Below are 19,769 nucleotides of genomic sequence, written 5' to 3'. Positions count from 1 at the left end.
AAAATGGAACTGACAGTTCTCTCCTTGAGCTTTGCGCTGCTGCTGGTGCTGGGTGTGCCAGTGGCATTCTCCATCGGGCTTGCCTCGGTCTGTACCGTGCTCTATTCAGGCATGCCCATCCCAGTCGTCTTCCAGAAGATGATCGGCGGCATGCAGGTGTTTTCCTTCCTGGCCATCCCGTTCTTCGTGTTCGCCGGTGAGCTGATGCTTTACGGCGGCATTGCCCAACGCATCGTGCGCTTTGCCAACAGCCTGGTCGGCCATGTGCGCGGGGGCCTGGGCATGAGCAACGTGATCGGTTGCACCTTGTTTGGCGGCGTTGCTGGCTCGCCGCTGGCCGACGTGTCGGCCATGGGCTCGGTGATGATTCCGCTGATGGTGAAAGAGGGCTACGACGCCGACTATGCGGTCAACGTCACCACCCACGCCGCGCTGGTCGGCGCCATCATGCCAACTTCGCACAACCTGATTATCTTTGCGTTGGCGACCACCGGCATTGCCTCGGTCAGTGTGTTCAGCCTGATTCTGGCCGGCATCATCCCGGCGTTGATCCTCACGCTATGCAACCTGGCCGCCGCGTACTACGTGGCCGTTAAGCGGGGCTATCCAACCCGGGGCAATTTCCCGGGCTGGAAGGAAGTGCTGATGGCCTTCCTGGGTTCCTTGCCTGGTCTGCTGATCGTGGTGATCATCCTGGCGGGCATCCTGTCCGGCGTTTTCACCGCGACCGAATCGGCCGCCACGGCGGTGCTTTGGGCGCTGATCGTCACGGTGCTGGTTTACCGCTCGCTGTCGTGGGAGCATTTTCTGAAGGCATGCGCAAAGGCCTGCAAAACCACTGGCGTCGTCCTGCTGTTGATTGGCATTTCGTCAGCCTTTGGTTATTTCATGGCGCTTTACGAGGTTCCCCAGAAAACCGGCGAGCTGATGACCTCCGTGTCCGCCACGCCGTGGGTGATCTTCCTGATGATCAACGTGCTGCTCTTCGTGCTGGGCACCTTTTTGGACATGGCTGCCACCATCCTGATCTGCACGCCGATCTTTTTGCCGATCGCGGCGCAGTTTGGCATGGACCCGGTGCAGTTCGGCATCGTGATGCTGATCAACTGCGCGCTCGGCCTGAACACGCCACCGGTGGGGGTCACGCAATTCGTGGGGTGCGCCATCGGGGGGATATCGGTGGGGGAGGTGATGAAATCGATCCTGCCGTTCTATGGCGCGCTGACCGCATGCCTGCTGCTCGTGACGTACGTACCAGCGTTCTCGCTGTGGCTGCCGAGCCTGTTCAAGTAACACAAGTCCCGCCTCTCCATCGTCAGTCCACTGCTTTCGCGGCGGCGTCACCGGACACGGAGGGGCATGGCATATGCCATGGGAAGTCTGATACGGACTGGCTGTTAGCGGTCCCCGTGCTTCTCGCTTCAACTTAATTTTTTTGAAAAACTCTTTATGAACCCCCAAGACCTCAAAGCCATCGTCAGCTCCGGCCTTCTGTCTTTTCCCGTCACCGACTTTGACGAGCAGGGCGACTTTAATCCCAAGAGCTATGCAGAGCGCCTCGAATGGCTGGCCCCTTACGGCGCAACCGCGCTGTTCGCCGCTGGCGGCACGGGTGAATTTTTCTCGCTGACGGGTGACGAATACCCCTTGATCATCAAGACGGCGGTCGATACCTGCGCCGGCAAGGTGCCCATCATTGCCGGCGTCGGCGGCCCGACCCGTTTCGCCATTGCCTGCGCGCAGGAAGCCGAGCGCCTGGGCGCCCACGGCATCCTGCTGCTGCCGCATTACCTGATGGAAGCCTGCCAGGAAGGGCTGATTGCCCATGTCGAAGCCGTCTGCAAGAGTGTGAAGTTCGGCGTGATTGTTTACAACCGCAACGTCTGCAAGCTCACCCCCGACTCCCTGGCCAAACTGGCTGACCGCTGCCCGAACCTGATCGGCTTCAAGGACGGCGTGGGCGATATCGAAACCATGTCTTCCATCTATATGAAGATGGGCGACCGTTTCTCTTACCTGGGCGGCTTGCCCACGGCCGAGGTCTATGCCGCAGCCTACAAGGCGCTGGGCACACCGGTGTATTCGTCTGCAGTCTTCAACTTCATTCCCAAAACCGCGATGGATTTCTACCATGCCGTGGCGAGCGATGACATGGCCACCCAGCACCGCCTGCTCAAGGACTTTTTCATGCCTTACCTGGACATTCGCAACAAGATGGCCGGCTATGCGGTGAGCATCGTCAAGGCCGGCGCCAAAATTGTGGGCCATGATGCCGGTCCGGTTCGCCCGCCTTTGACCGACCTCAAGCCCAATGAGATGGAAGAGCTGGCCGCGCTGATCAAGAGCCTCGGCCCGCAGTAACCATCCAACCGGTGCCTTTCGCATGACCCCACTGCCAAGCTCTCAGGCCCGCTACATCCTCATGCATGAGGCTGACAACGTGGCAATCGTCGTGAATGATGGCGGCTTGCCTGCGGGCAGTGTTTTCCCTTCCGGGCTGCTCCTGCGTGACATGGTGCCGCAAGGTCACAAGGTGGCGCTGGCGGACTTGCCTGCGGGCAGTGCCGTGCGGCGCTACAACGTGCCCATCGGGTATGCACTGAAAGACATTGCGGCCGGCAGCTGGGTGCATGAGCGGCTGCTGGAGATGCCTTCGGCGCGCGGGCTGGATGATTTGCCGATGGCGACCGTGAAACCTGAGCCGCTGCCGGCGCTGGAGGGTTACACCTTCGAGGGCTACCGCAATGCCGATGGCAGTGTGGGCAGCCGCAACATCCTGGCCATCACCACCACGGTGCAGTGCGTGGCGGGCGTGGTCGATTTTGCCGTGCAGCGCATCAAGCAGGAGTTGTTGCCGCGCTTTCCGAATGTTGACGACGTGGTGGGCCTGGAGCACAGCTACGGCTGCGGCGTCGCCATTGACGCACTCGATGCGATCATTCCGATCCGCACCCTGCGCAACATCACGCTGAACCCGAACTTTGGCGGCGAGGTCATGGTGGTCAGCCTGGGCTGCGAAAAGCTGCAGCCCGAGCGCCTGTTTCCGCCCGGCACCATCCCTATCGTGGACGAACGCAATGTGGCCGATGTGGGTGTCAACGCGGATGCAGCGCTCGATGTGGTGTGCCTGCAGTCCGAAAATCATGTCGGCTTCATGTCGATGATTGACTCGATCATGCAGACGGCCTTGCTGCACCTGGAGCGGCTTGATGCACGCCGGCGCGAAACCGTCCCGGCCAGCGAACTGGTGGTGGGTGTGCAGTGCGGCGGCAGCGATGCGTTCTCGGGCGTGACGGCCAATCCGGCGGTGGGTTTTGCCACCGATTTGCTGGTGCGCGCCGGCGCCACGGTGATGTTCTCCGAGACCACCGAAGTGCGCGACGGCATTGACCAGCTGACCGCGCGGGCCAGCAGCCCCGAAGTGGCACAGGCGATGATCCGCGAAATGGCCTGGTATGACGCCTACCTGGAAAAAGGCCGGGTTGACCGCAGCGCCAACACCACGCCGGGCAACAAAAAGGGCGGCTTGTCCAATATTGTCGAAAAAGCCATGGGCTCCATCGTCAAGTCCGGCACCGCGCCCATCAGCGGCGTGCTGGCGCCGGGCGAAAAGGTCAGGCAGAAAGGCCTGATTTATGCCGCCACGCCAGCCAGCGATTTCATTTGCGGCACGCTGCAGCTGGCGGCCGGCATCAATCTTCATGTGTTCACCACCGGCCGAGGCACGCCTTACGGGCTGGCCGAAGTGCCGGTGATCAAGGTGGCCACGCGCACCGATCTGGCCTGGCGCTGGCATGACCTGATGGACATCAACGCTGGCCGAATCGCCGACGGTGATGCCAGCATTGCCGATGTCGGCTGGGAGCTGTTCTACCTCATGCTCGAAGTCGCCAGCGGACGCAAAAAGACCTGGGCCGAACACTGGAAGCTGCACAACGCCCTGGTGCTTTTCAACCCAGCTCCTGTGACCTGAACAACAACCGAATAACAATTTTCAAGGATTAAACATGACCCAGAAGCACGACAACCTGATCGGCGGCCAGTGGCTTGCCGGCAGCAGCTACACGCCCAATCTCAACCCGTCCAACCTGGCCGATGTGATTGGCGAGTACACCCAGGCCAGCGCGGAGCAGCTCGACGCAGCGGTGCAGGCCGCCCGCGCAGCCTTTCCTGCCTGGTCAGTTTCGGGCATTCAGGCCAGGGCCGATGCGCTCGACAAGATTGGCACCGAAATCCTGGCCCGCCGTGAGGAACTGGGCATCCTGCTTGCCCGCGAAGAAGGCAAAACCAAAGCCGAAGGTATTGGCGAGGCAACCCGCGCCGGCAATATTTTCAAGTTTTTTGCCGGTGAGTGCCTGCGCCTGACGGGTGAAGTGGTGCCGTCGGTGCGTCCCGGCATTGGCGTGGAAATCACCCGGGAGCCGGTGGGCGTTATCGGCATCATCACGCCCTGGAATTTCCCGATCGCCATTCCCGCCTGGAAAATTGCACCAGCGCTGGCCTATGGCAACTGCGTTGTGATGAAGCCCGCCGATCTGGTGCCCGGCTGCGCCTGGGCGCTGGCCGAGATCATCAGCCGCAGCGGCATTCCGGCGGGCGTGTTCAACCTGGTCATGGGCCGGGGTAGCGTGATTGGCGATCCACTGGTCAACCATCCGGGCGTGGATGCCATCAGCTTTACCGGCTCGCAGGGTGTGGGCGCCCGCATTGCCCAGCAATGCGCCGTCAGCCTCAAGAAGATTCAGCTGGAAATGGGCGGCAAGAACCCGCAGGTCATTCTGGACGATGCCGATTTGGCCCAGGCCGTTGAGCTCAGCGTGCAAAGCGCTTTTTTCTCTACCGGCCAGCGCTGCACGGCGTCGAGCCGGCTGATCGTGACCGAAGGCATTTACCCGAAATTTATCGAGGCCATGAAGATCCGCATGGCGGGCCTCAAGGTGGGCGATGCGCTGCAGGCGGGCATTGATATTGGCCCGGTGTCTTCGCTCTCGCAACTGGAGCAGGACATGAGTTATGTGGACATCGGCAAGGCGGAAGGTGCTGTGCTGCTGGCCGGCGGGGAACGCCTGAAGCTCTCGACGGACGGCTTTTTCATGGCGCCGGCCCTGCTGACCGACACCACGGCCGACATGCGCATCAACCGGGAAGAAGTGTTCGGCCCGGTCGCCAGCATCATCCGCGTCAAGGGTTACGAAGAAGCCCTGGCCGAGGCGAACAACACACCGTTTGGCCTGGCTGCCGGCATTGCCACAACTAGCCTGAAGCATGCGACCCACTTCAAGCGCCATAGCCAGGCCGGCATGGTCATGGTGAACCTGCCGACGGCCGGCGTGGACTACCATGTGCCGTTCGGCGGTCGCAAAGGCTCCAGTTATGGCTCGCGCGAGCAGGGGCGTTATGCGCAGGAGTTTTTCACCATCGTCAAGACGGCTTACACGCTGGCTTGAGAGACAAAAGAGTCCGGGTCGCCTGAGCCTGAGCCGAAGAATAGCTTCATCACCACAAGCTGAAAAGAGACATTTCATGACACAAGCGATCCCCTACCAGAGTTTCCCCAACAGTTTCAAGCGTGATCTGCTGGCCGGGAAAAAGCTGATCGGCTGCTGGTCCTCGCTGGCCAACGCCATCACCACCGAGGTGCTGGGCGTCGCCGGCTTCGACTGGATACTGCTGGACGGTGAACATTCGCCAAACGACGTGGCCACCTTTATTCCACAGCTGATGGCGCTCAAGGACAGTTCGAGTGCACCCATTGTGCGACCCGCTAGCAACGACGCGGTCGAAATCAAGCGCCTGCTGGATGCCGGCTTTTACAACTTTCTGATTCCTTTTGTGGAAACTGTCGAGGAAGCCCGGCGCGCGATTGCAGCGACACGCTACCCGCCTCAGGGCATGCGGGGCGTGTCGATCTCGCAGCGCAGCAACCGCTATGGCACCGTTCCCGATTATTTCAAGTCGGTCAATGAGCATATCTGCGTGATGGTGCAAATCGAAAGCATTGCCGGTGTGGCCGCGGCGCGCGAGATTGCTGCGGTGGACGGTGTGGACTGCGTCTTCGTTGGCCCCTCGGATCTGGCGGCCGGCCTGGGCCATCTCGGCAACGCCGGCCATCCCGAAGTGCAAGCCGCCATTGGGTCCGTGTTCGCCGACGCCAAAGCCTGTGGCAAGCCCATTGGCATTCTGGCACCGGTCGAGGCCGATGCCCGCCGCTACATGGACATGGGTGCGACGTTTGTGGGGGTTGGCAGCGACCTGGGCGCGTTTCGCTCGGCCACGCAGGCGCTGCGCGAGCGCTACCGCACCTGAACCTCGAATATCTTTAAATTTTTTGACTGGAGTATTTGAATGAGCAAGCTTGGTTTTATTGGTCTTGGCATCATGGGCGCACCGATGGCCGCCCACCTCATCAAGGCCGGGCATGAGGTTTTTCTCAACACGCGCAGCACGGTGCCGGCCGACCTGCTGACGGGCCATGCAAAAGCCTGCGGCACCATTCGCGAAGTGGTGGAGCAGGCCGACATCATTTTCATGATGCTGCCCGACACCCCCGACGTGGCCAAAGTGCTGTTTGGCGACAACGGGGTCGCCTCGGCACTGAGCCAGGGCAAGACCGTCGTCGACATGAGCTCGATTTCGCCGATGGACACCAAGGAATTCGCCCAAAAAATCAATGCGCTGGGTTGTGACTACCTCGATGCGCCAGTGTCTGGCGGCGAAGTCGGCGCCAAGGCGGCCAGCCTCACCATCATGGTGGGTGGCCCGGAGGCGGCGTTTGAGCGGGTCAAGCCGCTGTTTGAGCTGATGGGCAAGAACATCACGCTGGTAGGCGACAATGGTGATGGCCAAACCTGCAAGGTCGCCAACCAGATCATCGTGGCGCTGAACATTGCGGCGGTCAGCGAAGCCCTGCTGTTTGCCAGCAAGGCCGGTGCTGACCCGGCCAAGGTGCGGCAGGCGCTGATGGGCGGCTTTGCCTCATCGCGCATTCTCGAGGTGCATGGCGAGCGCATGATCAAGCGCACCTTTGCGCCGGGTTTTCGCATCGGCCTGCACCAGAAAGACCTGAACCTGGCGCTGTCAGGCGCCCGGACCCTGGGCGTGGCCCTGCCGCAAACCGCCAGCGCCGCCCAGCTGATGCAGGTCTGCGCCGCCAACGGCATGCAGGACCTGGACCATTCCGCGCTGGTGCGTGCGCTGGAGTTGATGGCCCACCACGAGGTCGCCTGAAACGGCGCGCACCGTGCAGTTGCTGGATCCAGCGCGCTTTCGGGGTGAACTGGACGGCCAGCCGGTCGCCCTCTATGTGCTGCGCAATTCCCAGGGCATGGTGGCTGCCATCACCAACTATGGCGCCAAAATCGAGCAGCTCCTCGTCCCCGATAGCCAGGGGCGGCTTGCCGATGTGGTGCTGGGCTATGACTGCCTTGACTCGGCAATCGCAGGCGCGCCTTCCATGGGAGCGTTTATCGGGCGTTACGCGGGCCGCATTGGCCATGCCCGTTTCACGCTGGACGGGGAGCAGTTTTTGCTGAACGCCAACGCGGGCAAGCACTGCCTGCACGGTGGCGTCCGGGGCTCGCGTTTTCGCGTTTTCGATGCTGTGCAGCGCGATGCGGCCAGCGTCGAGATGCGCTATGTCTTTGCCGATGGCGAGCAGGGCTTTCCGGGCACCCTGGCGCTGCGACTGAGCTACAGCCTGACCGACGCCAATGAGCTGAGGCTCGACTACGAAGCCGTGGCGCTGGACAAAGCCAGCGTGGCCAGCTTCACCACCCATGCGTTTTTTAACCTCAATGGTGAAGCCAGCGGCAATGCAATGGGGCATGAGGTCACGATTCATGCCGACCAGCGCCTGGCCACCGATGTCGACCTGATTGCCACCGGCGAGCTGCTGCCCGTGGCTGGCACGGTGTTTGATTTTCGTGAAGCGGCGCTGCTGCGAGAGCGGGTGGGCGCATCGCCTGAAAATGGAAAAGTCGAAGGCTACGACTGCTGTTACGTGATCAAACCTGGCGACGCGGGCCAACTGGCTTTGTGCGCCACGGTGCGGGCGCCGGAAAGCGGCCGGGTGATGCAGGTCTGGTCCACCGAGCCGTCGCTGCAGTTCTATACCGGCCTGCTGCCGCAGCAGGCGCTGGCGGGCGGCGCGGGCAAGAGTGGCCAGACCTATTTTCAGCAGCAGGGCCTGTGCCTGGAGCCGCAGGGCTACCCCAATGCACCCAACTGCCCGGCCTTTCCGTCGGCGGTTTACGCACCGGGTAAAAGCCGGTCTGCCACCACCATTTACCGTTTTGGCACGCACCCGGTTCGTGAATATTCTGGCGGCGTCGGCGAGTAGTCCGTCGAGGCGCCAGCAGGCTGCAGTAGCTGCCCTGGATATGTGCATTTGTTCTGACTGCTAGTGGGCCGGGGCGGCACTCCTTGACAAGTGGCCCTGCGCGGCCTAGCCTGATTGCTTGCCGCTCCTGTTCGTCGCCATGGCGCGCCATGCCACAACACCAGCGAGAAAGCCGAGATCTTTCCATGGACACGGTGATTCAAATGGGAGTTCGGGCTTTATGGCCTGCCACGACTGTTTCGCGACCGAACCGGGCCTCTGTTGCCGCGTGAAGACGGGGTGACGTGGGTGTGAGAGGGTAATCTTGAAAGGAGCTGAGCCATGATGATTGCACGCTGGAGCATTGATACGAAGTTCGGCTACAAGCAGAACGCGCTGGACCTGATGCAGCGCTGGCTGCGCGAAATCGCGCCCCAGGCCGGTTTCAGCGCCGACAAGACGCGCCTGCTGACCGGCTCGATAGGCGCGCTGGAAGCCACGATCCAGTCGGAACACCTGATTGGGGACCTCGCCGAATTGAACCGGGCTTGGGACAAGATGGCATCGATTCCCGAGCACAAGCAGTGGAGCAAGGACCTCGAACCCTTCGTGGTGTCCGGAACCAGCCACTGGGAAATCTATCGGGTGCTGTGACTGCATGGCCCGACGCGCGGCTTGTGCCTCATGCTGGCCTGCACATCCGCCTGACCTGAACCCGCCGTCAGCGTCCTCGCATGCAAGCCCTCGAACTCAAAATTCCACCGCCGGCGGTGGCGGCCTTGACCGCGGGGGCGATGTGGGGCCTCTCGGTGCTGGCGCCGCTGGTAGCACTAGCCCCGGCCCTGCGGGTGACCGCGGCGCTGCTGATTGCGCTGGTGGGCGCCGGCTTCGATCTGGCCGGCATCATCGCCTTCTGGCGCGCCAAAACCACCGTCAACCCGATGAAGCCCGACACCAGTGTGGCCCTGGTGTGCACCGGCGTTTACCGGTTTACGCGCAATCCGATGTACGTCGGGCTGGCCTTGATTTTGCTGGCCTGGGCTGTGTACCTGTCGTCCGGCTGGGCGCTGCTGGGGCCGGTGGCTTTTGGGCTATACATCACCCGCTTTCAGATCCGGCCCGAAGAACGCGTGCTGGCGGCGCGCTTTGGCAGCCGCTACGCGGCCTACCAGGCAGGCGTGCCGCGCTGGCTGTAGCCGCATGCGCAGGCCGCCAGCAGCGCGGGGACCGGTGCCAACCCCAATTTCATGCCTAAAAATGCCTCTAGCCCAGGTAGAACATGCATGGTGTGCTATTAAAAACAGAGCGTGCACAGGGCTGGCCCCTGTGCGGTTGCGGGCCCAATTGCGGCATTTTTTCGCGGCTTTCGGTTAAATCGCGCGGCGTGGCTTGCGGCCCCAATAGCTAAAAGGTACTCTTGCCGCATTACCTTTGTGGGCAGGAGGAACCCAGATGTTCAAACAGCTATTCAAGTCAAAAGCCGGTCCGGCCGCCGCGGCCCGTTCGGCCGCTTCGGTCGATTCGGTGCTGGGCGCCGAGTCGCTCAATTACCTGAGTACCGGCTATTCGGCCCTGCCGCAGCTTCCGCCCCTGCAGGTGAGCGACATCTGGCAAAACTACCGGCGCGGCGCCCTGACCGAGCAGGACCTGTTGATGGCCTTGTCCAAGCGGGTGGCCGAGTTTCAGGTGCCGTACCAGGTGCTGCCCAGCAAGTTCGACATGGCCACCTTGCTGGCCCAGTCGCGCTGCGACACCCAGCTCGATGCCGCTGACGCGATCGACGCGCTGCTGGACTGGGCCGACGAGCACGCCATCGACGTGGTCGATGGTGCCGGCGCGTAACTGAATTCAGCTTGTCGGTGGGCCTTTCAGCTCCACCGTGTTGCCCTCAGGGTCGCTGAGGTAGATCGATGGCCCCAGTCCCCCGGCGCCGTAGCGCAGCTCAAGCGGCCCGGCCGCCACCCCCGCAGCCAGCAGATGGCGGCGAATGCCCGCTTCGTCAAACGGCTGCACCCGCAGGCAAAAGTGGTCCAGATTGCGCCCCTCGCGGCCCGGGCCCGCGCCGCCGGCCCGCCCCAGCGCGCCGCTCACGGTCACCAGGTCAATCAATGATCGCCCGGCCCGCAACTGCACCAGCCCCAGTGCGTCCTGGCGCCGCTCCAGCGTGCAGCCCAGCACGCCGATATAAAAGTGCAGCATCGCGTCCAGGTCGGTGACGCGCAGCACCAGATGGTCGATGTCGGCAATCTGAATCATGAGGCCCCTTTCGGCGGGCGTTAGCGGTAGTTCGCCGCATGCTGCGTGTAGGCCACATCGGCGTCCAGGGTCTTGAGCTTGCCATTCTCCCGCTGCAGGGGCGGCACGCGGCCCTGGTAGCGCAGCACATGCCTGCTCGTGGTGTCGAACTCTACCCGCAGCGGATCCACCGCCAGGCGAACCAGCAGGCTGGCCGGCGTGATTGAAAACGCCGTGCGGCCCGGGCCGGCCTCGGCGCGCCGGATGGTAAAGGCATAACTCTCTTTTTTCGCCAGCACGATCATGCGCACCCGAATCGTCTGTCCGGCCGCCAGCGCCTCCCAGTGCGTCAGGATGAAGCCGTGCAGCGAAGGCCCCGCCACCACCGGGTCGCTGACGTCTTCGGTGGCGCTGGAGACCTCGCCGCCGCGGTTCAGGGTGTACCGCAGGTGGCGCCCGCCCGTGACCACCACCGAGCCGCTGTAGCCGCCATGTTTGTGCGCGGCCTCAAAGCGCTGCAGCTGGTAGTCAGGGGTGAAGCGCGCCGCTTCCGACACCACCACCTCGCCGCTGGCCTCGCGCGTCAGGTGCGTGGCCAAAAGGGTATCGGCGGCGGCCTGGATGCGCCGTTCGTAGTGAAACAGCGGCGCCCCGCCGTGCGGCGGCAGGGCAAACACGGCGCCCTGGTAAATCAGCGCACCGGCCGACTCGGCCGCCTGCTGCAGCCGGGCCAGCGTGGCCGCGCCCGCGCTGTCCAGTGCCGGGTTGGCGGGCGTGCCGCAGGCCGCCAGCAGGCCGGCCAGCGGCATTGACACAGAGGAAGGCAAGAGATGGGACATGAGGTTTGGCATGAGATGACTCCTGGGTTCAAGAAGGTTCAAGAAAGTTTCAGGGGGAAACGGTGACGAGGGAATGGAGTCTATTGATTCCATAAGCGTCTTCATAGATGGAAAATGGAACAATATTGATTCTGAAATGGAAGAAATATGCCCCAACCCAGCCTTCATGCCATGCAGGCGTTTCGACGCGTGGTCGAACTGCATTCGTTTCACGCCGCCGCGCGCAGCCTGGAGCTGTCCGGCGGCGCGGTCAGCAAGCTGGTGGCGCAACTGGAGCAGGACGTCGGCGTGCGCCTGCTCAATCGCAGCACCCGCAGCCTCAGCATCAGCGAAGAGGGCGCCGCTTTCTACGAGGCGGCGGTGCGCATCCTGGACGAAGTGGCGATGGCGACCGAGCAGGCGCGCTCACTGTCGGCGGGCGTGCAGGGGCGGCTCAAGGTCTCGGTGCCCAGCTCGTTTGCCCTGATGTGGCTGTCCGCGCGCGTGCCGGCGTTTCTGGCGCGGCACTCGCAGCTCACGCTGGAGTTGTCGCTCGATGACCGCTTTGTCGACCTGGTACAGGAGGGCTTTGACTGCGCCCTGCGCATCTCGACCCGTCTGCCCGACTCGCAACTGGTGACGCGGGCGCTGGGCGCTATTGAGCGCGTGGCGGTGGCCGCGCCCGCCTACCTGGCCCAAGCCGCGCCGCTGCAGACACCGCAAGACCTCGCGGCCCATGAATGCCTGGTGTACACCCAGTCGGCCACGCCCCATGAATGGCCGCTGACGGGCACCGGCCAGGGGCGGCCGGTGCCCGTCAGCGGGCGCTACCGCGTCAACAACAGCGTCATGCTGCGGGCGGCGCTGCTGGCCGGGCAGGGCGTGGCGCTGACGCCGCGTTTCGTGGTCGACGACCTGCTGGCCAGCGGCCTGCTGACCGAGGTGCTGGCCGCCTGGCGGCCGCAGCAGCACACCCTGTTCGGCGTCATCGCGCACCGGCGCTACGTCGCCCGCAAGGTGCGCGTGTTTCTCGATTTTGTCGAGGAAAACATGGCCGATGTGGATCCGGCCCAAGTCGCAAGGGCATAGTATGCTATCAAAAACAGAGCATAAAGAACGCTGGGCAAGCACGCCCGACCTTGATCAGCGTCAACATCCGCAACCCGAATCGTGCCACCATGGGTGCACCAGCTTTTGGAGCAGCGCGCATGACCTCCCGGCGAATCGTGTTGATCGACGGCCACCCCGACCCGGCCAGCAGCCATCTGGTGCATGCGCTGGCCGACGCCTATGCGCAGGGCGCCAGCCAGGCCGGCCACAAGGTGCGGCGGGTGCGCGTGGCGCAGCTTGATTTTCCCTTGCTGCGCAGCCAGCAGCAGTGGGAACACGGCCAGTTGCCCGAGGCGCTGGAGCAGGCGCAGATGGACATCGCCTGGGCGCAGCACCTGGTGCTGTTTTTCCCGCTCTGGCTGGGCGACATGCCGGCGCTGCTCAAGGGCTTTCTGGAACAGGTGGCCCGGCCCGGCTTTGCCTTCAGGGCCGAGGGCCTCAACCCGATGGGCCGCAAGGCGCTGACCGGGCGTTCGGCGCGGGTGGTGGTCACCATGGGCATGCCCGCGCTGGTGTACCGCTGGTACTTTCGCGCGCACAGCGTCAAGTCGCTGGAGCGCAACATCCTGGGCTTTGTCGGCATTGCCCCGGTCGACGAAACCCTGATCGGCATGGTGGACCGCCTCGGCCCCGATGGCGTGCGCGACTGGACTGTCAAGCTCGGCAAGCTGGGTGCCTTGGCCCGCTAGCCAACGAACCGCCGCATGAGACCAAGGACGCGCGGCACAAGCCGTGGCCGCTTTTGCAGCCTGCAGCGCAGCCGGCCATCAACGCAGGTTTGACTGCACCCAGCGCACGATGTCGGCCGCCGCCATCGCGCCGGGCTGGCGCGCCACTTCGCGGCCATTCACAAACAGCGCCAGCGTCGGAATGCTGCGGATATTGAAACGCGCGCCCAGGCTGGGCACGGCCTCGGTATCGACCTTGGCCAGCCGCACCCGCGGCTCCAGCTGCGCGGCCGCCTGCTCGTAGGCCGGCGCCATGGCGCGGCAGGGGCCGCACCAGGGCGCCCAAAAATCGACCAGCACCGGGATCTGGTTGCGGCCAATGTGGCGCTCAAACCCAGCTTCGTCAAGGGCGGCCGGGTGGCCCGTGAAAAGCGCTTTCTTGCAGCTGCCGCAGGTGGGCGCGCTGGCCAATTGGTCGCTGCGGACCCGGTTGGTGGTGTGGCAGTGCGGGCAGACGATGTGCAGGGAGTCGGTCATGAGCCTCAACTGGGGGCGGCCGCCGGCTTGTCAAGCGGCAGCGGCCATCGGCGCTGCGCCACCGAAGGTAAACTTTATTGCGCCATCTGTCGAATTCACGGAGGCTCGTTCGTCGTACTGCCTGAGCGGGTATTTGAACCTGGCCGAATCCGGCCGAATCTGGGTACAAAAGCCGCTCCCTGTCTGAAACCCAACGGAGATACCGCCATGCGATTCATAGTTTTCGTCAAAGCCGACCAGGATACCGAAGCGGGCGTGATGCCCAGCGAACAATTGCTTGCCGACATGGGCAAGTACAACGAAGAGCTGGTGAAGGCCGGTGTGATGCTCGGGGGCGAGGGCCTGCACCCCACCAGCAAGGGCGCGCGCGTCAAGTTTTCGGGCGCGCAGCGCACGGTGATTGACGGTCCCTTTGCCGAAACCAAGGAACTGGTCGCCGGATTCTGGCTGTGGCAGTGCCGCTCCATGCAGGAGGCGATTGAGTGGGCCAAGCGCTGCCCCAACCCCACGGGTGCGGAGTCGGTGCTGGAGATTCGTCCCTTGTTCGAGGCGGACGACTTTGGCGCCGAGTTCACGCCCGAGCTGCGCGCGCAGGAAGACGAACTGCGCAAGCAACTGGCCAAACGCTAAACCCAATCACCCTGCACCGGAGACCGGACATGATTAAAACCATCGCTTTCGTCATCGTGCTGGCCGTCGCGGGCTTGCTGGCTTTTGCCGCCACACGGCCCGACAGCTTTCGCATCGAGCGCAGCACGCTCATCAAGGCCAGCGCCGACAAGATATTCCCGCACCTCAACGACTTTCGCCAGTGGGAACCGTGGTCGCCGTGGGAGAAGGCAGACCCCGCGCTCAAGCGCATCTACAGCGGCGCGCCCAGCGGCGTGGGGGCCGCCTACGAGTGGCAAAGCGACAAGGGCGCGGGCCACGGGCGCATGGAAATCACCGAATCGCTGCCGCCGTCCAGACTGGTGCTCAAGCTGCATTTCACCAAACCGTTTGAAGCCCGCAACATGGTGGAATTCACCCTCACACCCGAGGGTGGCGCCACCCGGGTAACGCAAGCCATGTTCGGCCCCAGCCCTTTCATGTCCAAACTCATGGGCGTGTTTTTCAACAGCGACAAAATGGTGGGCGACAAATACGAAGAGGGCTTTGCCAGCCTCAAACAACTGGCAGAAAAGTAGGCAGAAAAATAGCAGCGTTGGAACCCGCATCCAGAACGAAGCCATTGACCGTGGCCACAGCCGACATCCAGCGCACCATTGACGCGGTCTGGCGGATGGAGTCCGCCCGGATCATCGCCAAGCTCGCGCGCATGACGCGCGAGCTGGGTAGCGCCGAAGAGCTGGCACAAGACGCGCTGGTGGCTGCGCTGGAGCATTGGCCGAAAGACGGCATCCCCGACAACCCCGGCGCCTGGCTCATGGCCACCGCGAAAAACCGCGCTCTGGACGCGCTGCGCCAGCGCAAACTGCACGACGCCAGGCACCAGGAGCTGGGGCAGGATATGCAACCCCTGGGCGCCCTGGTAACGCCTGATTTTGTCGATAGCCTGGACGACGACATTGGCGATGATCTGCTGCGCCTGATTTTTACCGCCTGCCACCCCGTGTTGCCCGCTGCGGCGCGCACCGCCCTGACCTTGCGCGTGCTGGGCGGCCTGGGCACCGACGAAATCGCCCGCGCCTTTCTGCTGCCCGAGCCTACCGTGGCGCAGCGCATTGTGCGTGCCAAGCGCGCCCTGGCCGAGGCGCGTGTACCGTTTGAGGTGCCGCGCGCAGACCAGTTGCCAGCGCGGCTGGCCTCGGTGCTGGAAGTGATTTACCTGATCTTCAATGAAGGCTACGCCGCCACCGCGGGCGAGCAGTGGACGCGCCCCGCGCTGTGCGAAGAGGCGCTGCGCCTGGGGCGCATTCTTGCCGGGCTGGCACCGCTGGAGCCCGAGGTGCACGGCCTGGCTGCCTTGATGGAGATACAAGCCTCGCGCTTGCGCGCACGCGTGGGCCCTCAGGGGCAAGCCGTCTTGCTGGCAGACCAAAACCGGGGGCGCTGGGACCAGTTGCTGATCGGCCGCGGACTGGCGGCGCTGGAGCGCGCCCAGGCATTGGCGGCAACACGCGATGGACTCGGCCCCTACGCGCTGCAGGCCGCCATTGCCGCCTGCCACGCACGCGCGCGCAGCGCAGGGGAAACCGACTGGGCGCGGATCGCCGCGCTGTACGACGCACTCAGCGCGCTCATGCCTTCTCCCGTGGTTGAGCTCAACCGCGCCGTCGCGCTAGCCATGGCCTTTGGGCCAGCGGCGGGCCTGGACCTGGTGGACACGCTGAGCGCCGAGCCCGCGCTGAAAAACTACCACCTGCTGCCCGGCGTGCGCGGCGACTTGCTGGCCAAACTCGGGCGCTTCACCGAGGCCGGTGCCGAGTTCACACGCGCCGCAACACTCACACGCAACCTGCGTGAGCGCGAACTGCTGCTGGAGCGGGCTGCGGCGTGCACGCGGCAATCGACAAAAACCCTGCTGGCCGCTTGAGGGCGACAGGGGTGAGGCGCCTTTGGCCTTGCCCCTGTGATGCAAGAGTGTCTCGCGGGGGTACGGATCGCAGAGAAACACCCGCCCACTGCAGCAACGGGTGTTTTGAAGCGTGGTGGAGAGGAGGAGGATCGAACTCCCGACCTTCGCATTGCGAACGCGACGCTCTCCCAACTGAGCTACCCCCCCGCTGGGCCAATTTTATCGAAAGGCGCCAGGGCTGTGGACCTTATTTTTGGGTGACGAGTGAAACCGGCGTTGGACTACAGCGCATTGCCCAATGCCGGAGAACAATGAAGCGGTATCAAGGAGTATTTTTCATGAAAAGACGTGTTCTTTTATCTGCCCTGACCGCTCTCGGCGTTGCCTCGCTGGCCTTCAGCGGCATCGCCCTGGCCGATGACGACCGGGGCCGCGGCCGTGGCCGCAATGACCGGGATGGCCGGCGTGGCCGGAATGATCAGGATGGCCGCGATGACCGGCGTGGCGAGCGGGACGACCGGCGCGACGAAGACAGGGGGCCGCAGAGTCGCGGCGCCGGCCCCAACCACAGCTTTCGCAGGGGCAGCCGCCTGCCGCCCGAATACCGCGACCGCTACTACGTGGTTGAAGACTGGCGTGGCCACCGCCTGAGCGCGCCGCCGCGCGGTTACCACTGGGTCCAGACCGGCGGCGACTATGTGCTGGTGTCCATCCCGACCGGCCTCATCATCCAGATCAATCTGGGCCCCTGAGCCGGCCACGCGCTGGCCGCAAACCGAGAACCGCCCGCGAGGCGGTTTTTTTCTTGAATAATCAGGTCTTCCCCCTTCAAAAAACCAACAAAGCTGTCGATGGAAATGTTGCCCCTGGTCATCCTGCTGGCTGTCGCCTTTTACCTGCTCAAGAAAGGCGACCAGCGCCAGCGCATTGCGCTGCTGGGCAGCCAGCTGGGCCACTACCAGATTGAAAAGCTGATGGAAAGCCTGACCGCCGGTTACCTGCGCGCGCTGGACGAGGCCGACCCCGGGCGCCGCGACCAGATCTGGCAGCACCTTGGCACCGCGGAAACCCAGTTGTGCCAGCAGTTCAACCAGTTCAGCGCCGAGTTTTCAAAGCTGGACGGCGCCGGCACGCGGGTCAGCACCTTGCCGCTGGCCATTCCCTATGCCGCCCGGCTGTTTCCCCGCGCCACGTTTGACCTGCGCAAGGCGCTGGCGATTCATGCCAACGGGCTCACCGAGGCCGCCGGCAACCCGCAGCAGCGCACCGCCAAAAGCAGGGCCTTCACGCTGTCTGCCGAGCTGTTTTTGATGCAGCACAGCTGCCACTGGTTTTGCAACTCCAGAACCGTGGCGTCGGCGCGGCTGATGGCGCGCCACCAGACCACGCATGCGCAGGTGCTGGCCGCCGTGACCCCCGCGACGCGGGCGGCCTACCTGGCCCTGACGGGAATCTGACGGGATCTGACGGGATCTGACGGGATCTGGGCAGGCGCGGCGTGCCAGCCGCTCCGGTCCAGGCGATACACTGGTTTCGGCGTGCGTGGCAAATGCATGCCCGAACGCACGGCGGGCGCGCAGGGCGCCTGGCGCCGCGCGCCGCCGGCGACCCCCGTCAACCCGCTGTCTTGTGAAGGCCATTGAATGAACGCGATCAGCCCCGGAAATTCCTTGACCGGCTTGCGCTCCAGTCCCGCAGCGGCCGACGCGGCAAGCCAGGCGGCAGCGCCCTCCTTCACCGGCATTGATGAGCTGAAGCGGGCCAACGAGCTGCTGGAGAAGAATCTGGCCATGACCCGGATTGCCGGCCGCGTCGCGCACCTGGGCGGCTGGACGATAGAGCTGCCGGAGCGCACGCTCACCTGGTCCGATGAAAACTGCCTGATTCACGATGTGCCGCCCGGCTACACGCCGACGCTGCAAGAGGGCATTGGCTACTTTTTTCCGGAAGACCGGCCGACCGTGATCCGCCATGTCGAGGACTGCGTGCAGCATGGAACGCCCTACGAGTTTGTGCTGCGCAAGCGCACCGCCAAGGGCCGGCTGATCTGGGTGCGCTCGATTGGTGAGGCGGTGCGCGACGCCGCCGGAAACATCATCCGCATTCAGGGGGCGTTTCAGGACATCTCGGAGCAAAAGGCGGCGGAGCAGCGCACCCTCGCGCTGGAGGCACGGCTCGTCACCACGCTGGAGAGCATCACCGACGGTTTTTATCTGCTCGACAAGGACTGGAAGTTCACCTACCTGAACGGCCCGGCGGAGCGCATGCTCAGACGCCGGCGGCAGGACCTGCTGGGCAAGACACCCTGGCAGGAGTTCCCCGAGGCCGAAGGCACCCGCATCGAAACCGAACACCGTCTGACGCTGCAGCAGCAGCGCACCACCCGTTTCGAGGCCTTCTACGCGCCGCTGGGCACCTGGTTCGATTTCCACGTTTATCCGACCGAGGCCGGGCTGGCGGTGTACTTTCAGGACATCACCCAGCGGCGCGCCGAACAGGCGCAGCTGCGGCTGCTTGAAACGGCGGTAGCCCGCCTGAACGACATTGTCATCATCACCGAGGCCGAGCCGCGGGACGAAACCGGCCGGCGGATTGTCTTTGTCAACGACGCCTTCGAGCGCCAGACCGGTTACCGCCGCGAGGACGTCATCGGCCAGGCCGCCAGTCTGCTGTGGGGGCCCAAGACCCACGGCGCCGAGCTGGAGCGGATCCGGTCGGCCATGCAAAACTGGCAGGCCCTGCGTACGGAACTGGCCATTTACACCAAAGCCGGCGAGCCGCTGTGGGTAGAGGTCGATGTCGCGCCGCTGGCCGACGAGGCCGGCCATTACACCCATTGGGTGGCGGTCGAGCGTGACATTACCGAGCGCAGGCAGCAGCGCGAAGAAATCTTGCGCCTCAACAGCGACCTTGAAGAACGGGTGCTGCAGCGCACCGCCCAGCTCGCCTCGCTCAATAAAGAGCTGGAGTCGTTTGCCTATTCGGTGTCGCATGACCTGCGTTCGCCGCTGAACAGCATTGATGGATTCAGCCAGTTGCTGATGAAGGCCGAGGTTGGCAAGGTCAGCGACAAAGGCCGGCACTACCTTGAGCGCATCCGCGCCGGCGTCAAGCAGATGGGCGATTTGATCGAAGGCCTGCTGACCCTGGCTCACCTGTCGCGTGAGCAGCTCAAGCAAGAGCCTGTTGATCTGTCGGCCATCGCCCGCCGCATTGCCCACGGCTGCCGCGAAAAAGAACCCGCGCGCCAGGTTCAACTGCAGGTGCAGGAGCACCTGAGCGCGCACGGCGACCCGCGGCTGCTGGCCGCCGCGCTGCAAAACCTGCTGGGCAACGCCTGGAAGTTCACCGCCCGGCAGCCGCTGGCGCAGATCGAGGTCGGCAGCGAGCCGGGCGCCGATGGCGAGACCGTCTATTTCGTCCGCGACAACGGCGCCGGCTTTGACATGGCTTTTGCGCCCAAACTGTTTGGCACCTTCGAGCGCCTGCATACGCCAGGGGACTTCCCCGGCACCGGCATCGGACTGGCCACCGTCAAGCGCGTCATTGAACGCCACGGCGGCCGC

21 protein-coding genes and 1 tRNA gene are annotated in these 19,769 nt (G+C 64.0%); 18 read left to right on the top strand and 4 right to left on the bottom strand.

The genetic code is table 11. The features are described 5' to 3' along the window. Positions 1–3: 3 nt before the first annotated feature. The 10 genes from RMO23_RS05870 to RMO23_RS05825 all read left to right on the top strand — a co-directional run bounded on the left by RMO23_RS05870 (position 4) and on the right by RMO23_RS05825 (position 10,159). Entirely contained in the window at positions 4–1,293 is a 1,290-nt protein-coding gene (locus RMO23_RS05870; RefSeq protein WP_309679418.1) for a TRAP transporter large permease, read from the top strand. A 156-nt stretch (positions 1,294–1,449) separates the two neighbouring features. Beyond that, positions 1,450–2,361 (top strand): 5-dehydro-4-deoxyglucarate dehydratase, encoded by a 912-nt coding sequence (gene kdgD / locus RMO23_RS05865; protein WP_309679416.1) that lies wholly within the window; start codon positions 1,450–1,452, stop codon positions 2,359–2,361. A gap of 22 nt (positions 2,362–2,383) precedes the next feature. Beyond that, a complete protein-coding gene (garD, locus tag RMO23_RS05860) occupies positions 2,384–3,973 on the top strand; it encodes a galactarate dehydratase (RefSeq protein ID WP_309679414.1) in 1,590 nt (529 codons plus the stop codon). 34 nt (positions 3,974–4,007) lie between these two features. After that, on the top strand, positions 4,008–5,447 hold the full coding sequence (locus RMO23_RS05855; protein WP_309679412.1) for an aldehyde dehydrogenase family protein: 1,440 nt from the start codon (positions 4,008–4,010) through the stop codon (positions 5,445–5,447). Positions 5,448–5,523: 76 nt separating this feature from the next. After that, positions 5,524–6,306: a 2-dehydro-3-deoxyglucarate aldolase gene (garL, locus tag RMO23_RS05850; RefSeq protein ID WP_309679410.1), complete on the top strand. Its 783-nt coding sequence runs from the start codon at positions 5,524–5,526 to the stop codon at positions 6,304–6,306. A 39-nt stretch (positions 6,307–6,345) separates the two neighbouring features. Next, positions 6,346–7,227, top strand: a complete 882-nt coding sequence (gene glxR / locus RMO23_RS05845) for a 2-hydroxy-3-oxopropionate reductase (protein ID WP_309679409.1) — start codon at positions 6,346–6,348, stop codon at positions 7,225–7,227. 13 nt (positions 7,228–7,240) lie between these two features. Next, positions 7,241–8,338, top strand: coding sequence for an aldose epimerase family protein (locus RMO23_RS05840; protein ID WP_309679407.1), 1,098 nt, complete (start codon positions 7,241–7,243; stop codon positions 8,336–8,338). A 321-nt stretch (positions 8,339–8,659) separates the two neighbouring features. Further along, the gene (locus tag RMO23_RS05835) at positions 8,660–8,971 is read left to right on the top strand and encodes a hypothetical protein (RefSeq protein WP_309679405.1); all 312 of its coding nucleotides are present in this window, start codon (positions 8,660–8,662) and stop codon (positions 8,969–8,971) included. Between the two features lie 80 nt (positions 8,972–9,051). After that, positions 9,052–9,513: an isoprenylcysteine carboxylmethyltransferase family protein gene (locus RMO23_RS05830; RefSeq protein ID WP_309679403.1), complete on the top strand. Its 462-nt coding sequence runs from the start codon at positions 9,052–9,054 to the stop codon at positions 9,511–9,513. Between the two features lie 256 nt (positions 9,514–9,769). Next, entirely contained in the window at positions 9,770–10,159 is a 390-nt protein-coding gene (locus RMO23_RS05825) for a hypothetical protein (RefSeq protein ID WP_309679401.1), read from the top strand. 6 nt (positions 10,160–10,165) lie between these two features. On the opposite strand, the gene RMO23_RS05820 is transcribed toward RMO23_RS05825, so the two are convergent. Continuing rightward, positions 10,166–10,573 carry a VOC family protein gene (locus RMO23_RS05820; RefSeq protein WP_309679399.1) on the bottom strand — a complete coding sequence of 136 codons (408 nt, stop codon included), beginning with the start codon at positions 10,571–10,573 and terminating at the stop codon, positions 10,166–10,168. A 20-nt stretch (positions 10,574–10,593) separates the two neighbouring features. Next, on the bottom strand, positions 10,594–11,403 hold the full coding sequence (locus RMO23_RS05815) for a hypothetical protein (RefSeq protein WP_309679397.1): 810 nt from the start codon (positions 11,401–11,403) through the stop codon (positions 10,594–10,596). Between the two features lie 135 nt (positions 11,404–11,538). Here RMO23_RS05815 and RMO23_RS05810 point away from each other — a divergent pair, with 135 nt between their 5' ends. Together RMO23_RS05810 and RMO23_RS05805 are read left to right on the top strand one after the other, a co-directional pair. After that, on the top strand, positions 11,539–12,459 hold the full coding sequence (locus tag RMO23_RS05810; RefSeq protein ID WP_309679395.1) for a LysR substrate-binding domain-containing protein: 921 nt from the start codon (positions 11,539–11,541) through the stop codon (positions 12,457–12,459). A 119-nt stretch (positions 12,460–12,578) separates the two neighbouring features. After that, positions 12,579–13,169 carry an NAD(P)H-dependent oxidoreductase gene (locus RMO23_RS05805; RefSeq protein WP_309679393.1) on the top strand — a complete coding sequence of 197 codons (591 nt, stop codon included), beginning with the start codon at positions 12,579–12,581 and terminating at the stop codon, positions 13,167–13,169. 78 nt (positions 13,170–13,247) lie between these two features. Here RMO23_RS05805 and trxC read toward each other — a convergent pair whose 3' ends face one another. Further along, positions 13,248–13,685 (bottom strand): thioredoxin TrxC, encoded by a 438-nt coding sequence (gene trxC, locus RMO23_RS05800; protein WP_309679391.1) that lies wholly within the window; start codon positions 13,683–13,685, stop codon positions 13,248–13,250. A 207-nt stretch (positions 13,686–13,892) separates the two neighbouring features. Between trxC and RMO23_RS05795 the strand changes: the two genes are divergently transcribed. From RMO23_RS05795 to RMO23_RS05785, 3 genes are read left to right on the top strand one after another with little or no spacing between them, the layout of a single operon-like run. Beyond that, positions 13,893–14,315: a YciI family protein gene (locus tag RMO23_RS05795; protein ID WP_309679389.1), complete on the top strand. Its 423-nt coding sequence runs from the start codon at positions 13,893–13,895 to the stop codon at positions 14,313–14,315. Positions 14,316–14,344: 29 nt separating this feature from the next. Beyond that, positions 14,345–14,872: an SRPBCC family protein gene (locus tag RMO23_RS05790; protein WP_309679387.1), complete on the top strand. Its 528-nt coding sequence runs from the start codon at positions 14,345–14,347 to the stop codon at positions 14,870–14,872. Positions 14,873–14,922: 50 nt separating this feature from the next. Next, entirely contained in the window at positions 14,923–16,221 is a 1,299-nt protein-coding gene (locus RMO23_RS05785) for an RNA polymerase sigma factor (protein WP_405041569.1), read from the top strand. 113 nt (positions 16,222–16,334) lie between these two features. Here the strand turns inward: RMO23_RS05785 and RMO23_RS05780 are convergent. Next, positions 16,335–16,410 (bottom strand) — tRNA-Ala (locus RMO23_RS05780). Positions 16,411–16,541: 131 nt separating this feature from the next. Here RMO23_RS05780 and RMO23_RS05775 point away from each other — a divergent pair. The 3 genes from RMO23_RS05775 to RMO23_RS05765 form a co-directional block, all read left to right on the top strand. Continuing rightward, positions 16,542–16,955 carry an RcnB family protein gene (locus RMO23_RS05775; protein ID WP_309679385.1) on the top strand — a complete coding sequence of 138 codons (414 nt, stop codon included), beginning with the start codon at positions 16,542–16,544 and terminating at the stop codon, positions 16,953–16,955. Positions 16,956–17,054: 99 nt separating this feature from the next. Next, complete coding sequence (locus RMO23_RS05770) at positions 17,055–17,660, top strand: hypothetical protein (protein ID WP_309679383.1); 606 nt, start codon at positions 17,055–17,057, stop codon at positions 17,658–17,660. A gap of 186 nt (positions 17,661–17,846) precedes the next feature. Continuing rightward, on the top strand, positions 17,847–19,769 hold a 1,923-nt coding region (locus RMO23_RS05765; RefSeq protein ID WP_309679381.1), incomplete at its 3' end, for a PAS domain S-box protein.

The sequence above is a fragment of the Polaromonas sp. genome (assembly GCF_031411155.1).
Lineage (GTDB): Bacteria > Pseudomonadota > Gammaproteobacteria > Burkholderiales > Burkholderiaceae_C > Polaromonas.
The sequence above is the reverse complement of the archived record's forward strand: the minus strand, read 5'-3'. Positions and strand labels throughout refer to the sequence as shown.